The following is a 5,964-nucleotide window of genomic DNA, read 5'->3' as shown; positions in this document are numbered from 1 at the left end:
TTCCGCGCATTTCCGCCGCTGAAATGCAAAAACCCCCGCCTTTCGGGCGGGGGTTCTTGGCTTAGGGAGCCTGACGATTACCTACTTTCACACGGGAATCCGCACTATCATCGGCGTAGAGTCGTTTCACGGTCCTGTTCGGGATGGGAAGGGGTGGGACCGACTCGCTATGGTCATCAGGCAAAAGGGGTTGTTGCGCTGGCTTCGCAGCACAACCAATCCTGGAAGAAGCAGTAATTTTGAGTTGTGTGTATCACACACGAGAATCCAACTTGTCGCTTTGGATCGCAGCCGGTGCTGTCGCACGGCGCCGATCTACAAGGCAGACTTGTTATAGGATCAAGCCTTACGGGCAATTAGTATCAGTTAGCTGAACGCATTACTGCGCTTACACACCTGACCTATCAACGTCCTGGTCTCGAACGACCCTTCAAGGGGATCTAGTCCCCAGGGATATCTCATCTTAAGGCGAGTTTCCCGCTTAGATGCTTTCAGCGGTTATCTCTTCCGAACATAGCTACCCGGCGATGCCACTGGCGTGACAACCGGTACACCAGAGGTTCGTCCACTCCGGTCCTCTCGTACTAGGAGCAGCCCCCTTCAAATATCCAACGCCCACGGCAGATAGGGACCAAACTGTCTCACGACGTTTTAAACCCAGCTCACGTACCTCTTTAAATGGCGAACAGCCATACCCTTGGGACCGGCTACAGCCCCAGGATGAGATGAGCCGACATCGAGGTGCCAAACACCGCCGTCGATATGAACTCTTGGGCGGTATCAGCCTGTTATCCCCAGAGTACCTTTTATCCGTTGAGCGATGGCCCTTCCATACAGAACCACCGGATCACTATGACCTGCTTTCGCACCTGCTCGACTTGTCGGTCTCGCAGTTAAGCACGCTTATGCCATTGCACTATCAGCACGATTTCCGACCGTACCTAGCGTACCTTCGTACTCCTCCGTTACGCTTTGGGAGGAGACCGCCCCAGTCAAACTGCCTACCATGCACTGTCCCCGACCCGGATCACGGGCCAAGGTTAGAACCTCAAACAAACCAGGGTGGTATTTCAAGGACGGCTCCACCGAAACTAGCGTTCCGGTTTCATAGCCTCCCACCTATCCTACACAGATCGGTTCAAAGTCCAATGCAAAGCTACAGTAAAGGTTCATGGGGTCTTTCCGTCTAGCCGCGGGTAGATTGCATCATCACAAACACTTCAACTTCGCTGAGTCTCGGGAGGAGACAGTGTGGCCATCGTTACGCCATTCGTGCAGGTCGGAACTTACCCGACAAGGAATTTCGCTACCTTAGGACCGTTATAGTTACGGCCGCCGTTTACCGGGACTTCAATCAAGAGCTTGCACCCCATCATTTAATCTTCCGGCACCGGGCAGGCGTCACACCCTATACGTCCACTTTCGTGTTTGCAGAGTGCTGTGTTTTTATTAAACAGTCGCAGCCACCAGTTTATTGCAACCCCTTCACCCTTCTGGCGCAAGCCAGTCAAGCTACAAGGGCGTACCTTATCCCGAAGTTACGGTACCAATTTGCCGAGTTCCTTCTCCCGAGTTCTCTCAAGCGCCTTAGAATACTCATCTCGCCCACCTGTGTCGGTTTGCGGTACGGTCATCGTTAGACTGAAGCTTAGAGGCTTTTCTTGGAACCACTTCCAATTGCTTCGCTCCCTAAGGAGCTCGCGCCACACCCTTGAATTCCGCGCCCGGATTTGCCTAAGCGCCTTCTCCAATGCAGCGACCGGGACTTCCAACACCCGGACAACCTTCCGCGATCCGTCCCCCCATCGCATCTAACAATGGTGCAGGAATATTGACCTGCTTCCCATCAGCTACGCATTTCTGCCTCGCCTTAGGGGCCGACTCACCCTACGCCGATGAACGTTGCGTAGGAAACCTTGGGCTTACGGCGAGGGGGCCTTTCACCCCCTTTATCGCTACTCATGTCAGCATTCGCACTTCCGATACCTCCAGCACCCTTTACAAGGCACCTTCGCAGGCTTACGGAACGCTCTCCTACCATGCGTGCTAAGCACGCATCCGCAGCTTCGGTATATAGCTTAGCCCCGTTACATCTTCCGCGCAGGACGACTCGATCAGTGAGCTATTACGCTTTCTTTAAAGGGTGGCTGCTTCTAAGCCAACCTCCTGACTGTTTTAGCCTTCCCACTTCGTTTCCCACTTAGCTATATTTGGGGACCTTAGCTGGCGGTCTGGGTTGTTTCCCTCTTGACACCGGACGTTAGCACCCGATGTCTGTCTCCCGTGATTGCACTCTTCGGTATTCGGAGTTTGCTATGGCGGGGTAATCTGCAATAGACCCCCCAACCATGACAGTGCTCTACCCCCGAAGGTGAGACACGAGGCACTACCTAAATAGTTTTCGGAGAGAACCAGCTATTTCCAGGTTTGTTTAGCCTTTCACCCCTATCCACAGCTCATCCCCTAACTTTTCAACGTTAGTGGGTTCGGACCTCCAGTACGTGTTACCGCACCTTCATCCTGGCCATGGATAGATCACCTGGTTTCGGGTCTACGCCCAGCAACTGAACGCCCTATTCGGACTCGCTTTCGCTACGCCTGCCCTATACGGTTAAGCTTGCTACTGAACGTAAGTCGCTGACCCATTATACAAAAGGTACGCCGTCACCCCTTACGAGGCTCCGACTGTTTGTATGCATGCGGTTTCAGGATCTATTTCACTCCCCTCCCGGGGTTCTTTTCGCCTTTCCCTCACGGTACTGGTTCACTATCGGTCGATCACGAGTATTTAGCCTTGGAGGATGGTCCCCCCATCTTCAGACAGGATTTCACGTGTCCCGCCCTACTTGTCGCACACCTAGTTCTTTCATACTGTTTTCGCCTACAGGGCTATCACCTGCTATGGCCGCACTTTCCAGAGCGTTCGGCTAACAATACAAATAAAGAGTGCAAGGCTCATCCCATTTCGCTCGCCACTACTTTGGGAATCTCGGTTGATTTCTTTTCCTGCGGTTACTTAGATGTTTCAGTTCACCGCGTTCGCTTCACATGGCCTATGTATTCAGCCATGGATACTCCAAAAGGAGTGGGTTTCCCCATTCGGACATCTACGGATCAAAGCTTGTTTGCCAGCTCCCCGTAGCTTTTCGCAGGCTACCGCGTCCTTCATCGCCTGTGATCGCCAAGGCATCCACCACATGCACTTGTTCGCTTGACCCTATAACGAGTCTGTCTCATCGACAGTCGCTACAGGTTGAGTTCTCGCGTTGTGCCGTATTCCAATTTAAGTCGAACATAGAGTTCGAATCATCTTGAGATACATCGATACAATCACAACCCGGATAACTTTCACGTCCATCTCAAGACGCTTCCGCTATCCAAATTACTTACTTCTTCCAGATTGTTAAAGAACGACAGCCGATATCTGTTGATATCCTCTGACTGGCTCAATCGCCAATGACAAAGACTCGAACAATCGTCATTCGAATGTTTGTCATTGAAGATTGGTGGAGGCAGACGGGATCGAACCGACGACCCCCTGCTTGCAAAGCAGGTGCTCTCCCAGCTGAGCTATGCCCCCATTGAGTACAGATGACCTCAGGTACCTACCGCCAGACAATGGTGGGTCTGGTTGGATTCGAACCAACGACCCCCGCCTTATCAAGACGGTGCTCTAACCGACTGAGCTACAGACCCCTGAGTCTGTCTTTAAATTTACAGCCGATAAGCGTGAGCGCTCAACTTTGCGAGAAGCTCTGGAAAGGAGGTGATCCAGCCGCACCTTCCGATACGGCTACCTTGTTACGACTTCACCCCAGTCATGAATCCTACCGTGGTGACCGTCCTCCTTGCGGTTAGACTAGCCACTTCTGGTAAAACCCACTCCCATGGTGTGACGGGCGGTGTGTACAAGACCCGGGAACGTATTCACCGCGGCATGCTGATCCGCGATTACTAGCGATTCCAGCTTCATGCACTCGAGTTGCAGAGTGCAATCCGGACTACGATCGGTTTTCTGGGATTAGCTCCCCCTCGCGGGTTGGCAACCCTCTGTTCCGACCATTGTATGACGTGTGAAGCCCTACCCATAAGGGCCATGAGGACTTGACGTCATCCCCACCTTCCTCCGGTTTGTCACCGGCAGTCTCCTTAGAGTGCTCTTGCGTAGCAACTAAGGACAAGGGTTGCGCTCGTTGCGGGACTTAACCCAACATCTCACGACACGAGCTGACGACAGCCATGCAGCACCTGTGCGCCGGTTCTCTTTCGAGCACTCCCACCTCTCAGCGGGATTCCGACCATGTCAAGGGTAGGTAAGGTTTTTCGCGTTGCATCGAATTAATCCACATCATCCACCGCTTGTGCGGGTCCCCGTCAATTCCTTTGAGTTTTAATCTTGCGACCGTACTCCCCAGGCGGTCAACTTCACGCGTTAGCTACGTTACTAAGGAAATGAATCCCCAACAACTAGTTGACATCGTTTAGGGCGTGGACTACCAGGGTATCTAATCCTGTTTGCTCCCCACGCTTTCGTGCATGAGCGTCAGTATTGGCCCAGGGGGCTGCCTTCGCCATCGGTATTCCTCCACATCTCTACGCATTTCACTGCTACACGTGGAATTCTACCCCCCTCTGCCATACTCTAGCCTGCCAGTCACCAATGCAGTTCCCAGGTTGAGCCCGGGGATTTCACATCGGTCTTAGCAAACCGCCTGCGCACGCTTTACGCCCAGTAATTCCGATTAACGCTCGCACCCTACGTATTACCGCGGCTGCTGGCACGTAGTTAGCCGGTGCTTATTCTTCCGGTACCGTCATCCCCCGACTGTATTAGAGCCAAGGATTTCTTTCCGGACAAAAGTGCTTTACAACCCGAAGGCCTTCTTCACACACGCGGCATTGCTGGATCAGGCTTTCGCCCATTGTCCAAAATTCCCCACTGCTGCCTCCCGTAGGAGTCTGGGCCGTGTCTCAGTCCCAGTGTGGCTGGTCGTCCTCTCAGACCAGCTACTGATCGTCGCCTTGGTAGGCCTTTACCCCACCAACTAGCTAATCAGCCATCGGCCAACCCTATAGCGCGAGGCCCGAAGGTCCCCCGCTTTCATCCGTAGATCGTATGCGGTATTAATCCGGCTTTCGCCGGGCTATCCCCCACTACAGGACATGTTCCGATGTATTACTCACCCGTTCGCCACTCGCCACCAGGTGCAAGCACCCGTGCTGCCGTTCGACTTGCATGTGTAAGGCATGCCGCCAGCGTTCAATCTGAGCCAGGATCAAACTCTTCAGTTTAAACCTGTTACTGTTTTCGGTTCAGTTAAGAACCGGTCGCTCACTCAAAGCTGACAGGAATATGAATCACTTCATAAACCTGACTTACTTTAGTGTGAGACTCTTGATACTTTCGCTATCTGATCCGAGGATCAGCTCGCTGCCATCAAGCGCCCACACTTATCGGCTGTTAATTTTTAAAGAGCATTCTGCGAGGAACTTCGTGTTTCCCGGCAGCGCTGCGTTTTCAGCAGCAGAGAAGCGAGATTATGAACCGTGTTTCGCAGTTCGTCAACAACTTTTTACACTACATCGTTGCGACTGCGGGGCTCAACTTCCAGGCCGGCTGCGCGCTACAGACTGCTGCGCTCCACCAACCTTGCTTCCCTCTCCCGCGCCGCGTTTCCGTTAGCGCGAAAGAGGCGTGATTGTAGGCACCCGCTTCGATCTGCGCAAGGGGTTTGAAGCAATTCTTTTCCAAAAGCTGCAATTTGGCCGGCCGGCCACGAGTCGGCACGAGACCGCTTATGGTGCAAAGAACGGACTAGAATGTGAGGTTCTTCGCCTCTTTCTATATACGTCTTTAATATGCGCCAGCGAATCGCCAAACGCCTCCCCCCCGATGCCGACAAACTGGTCGGTCTGTCGCTTGCGCTCTTCGCCTCGGGCAGCCGCATCGAGGACCGCTTCTGG

1 protein-coding gene, 2 tRNA genes and 3 rRNA genes are annotated in these 5,964 nt (G+C 53.2%); 1 reads left to right on the top strand and 5 read right to left on the bottom strand.

What is annotated here, in order from left to right; all coding sequences use genetic code 11:
* Positions 1-68: 68 nt before the first annotated feature.
* The 5 genes from rrf to JGU72_RS30405 all read right to left on the bottom strand — a co-directional run bounded on the left by rrf (position 69) and on the right by JGU72_RS30405 (position 5,292).
* Positions 69-181 (bottom strand): 5S ribosomal RNA (gene rrf / locus JGU72_RS30425).
* A 154-nt stretch (positions 182-335) separates the two neighbouring features.
* Positions 336-3,217, bottom strand: a 23S ribosomal RNA gene (locus JGU72_RS30420).
* 287 nt (positions 3,218-3,504) lie between these two features.
* Positions 3,505-3,580 (bottom strand) — tRNA-Ala (locus tag JGU72_RS30415).
* A 39-nt stretch (positions 3,581-3,619) separates the two neighbouring features.
* Positions 3,620-3,696, bottom strand: a tRNA-Ile gene (locus JGU72_RS30410).
* 63 nt (positions 3,697-3,759) lie between these two features.
* Positions 3,760-5,292: ribosomal RNA gene (locus tag JGU72_RS30405) — 16S ribosomal RNA — on the bottom strand.
* The 16S, 23S and 5S rRNA genes sit together here with 2 tRNA genes alongside, the layout of an rRNA operon.
* Positions 5,293-5,859: 567 nt before the next feature.
* Here JGU72_RS30405 and JGU72_RS31490 point away from each other — a divergent pair.
* The coding region (locus JGU72_RS31490; protein WP_199688045.1) for a DUF2863 family protein at positions 5,860-5,964 on the top strand (105 nt) is incomplete at its 3' end.

This window comes from Antrihabitans auranticaus, assembly GCF_016481275.1.
Classification (GTDB): Bacteria; Actinomycetota; Actinomycetes; order Mycobacteriales; family Mycobacteriaceae; genus Antrihabitans.
The sequence above is the reverse complement of the archived record's forward strand: the minus strand, read 5'-3'. Positions and strand labels throughout refer to the sequence as shown.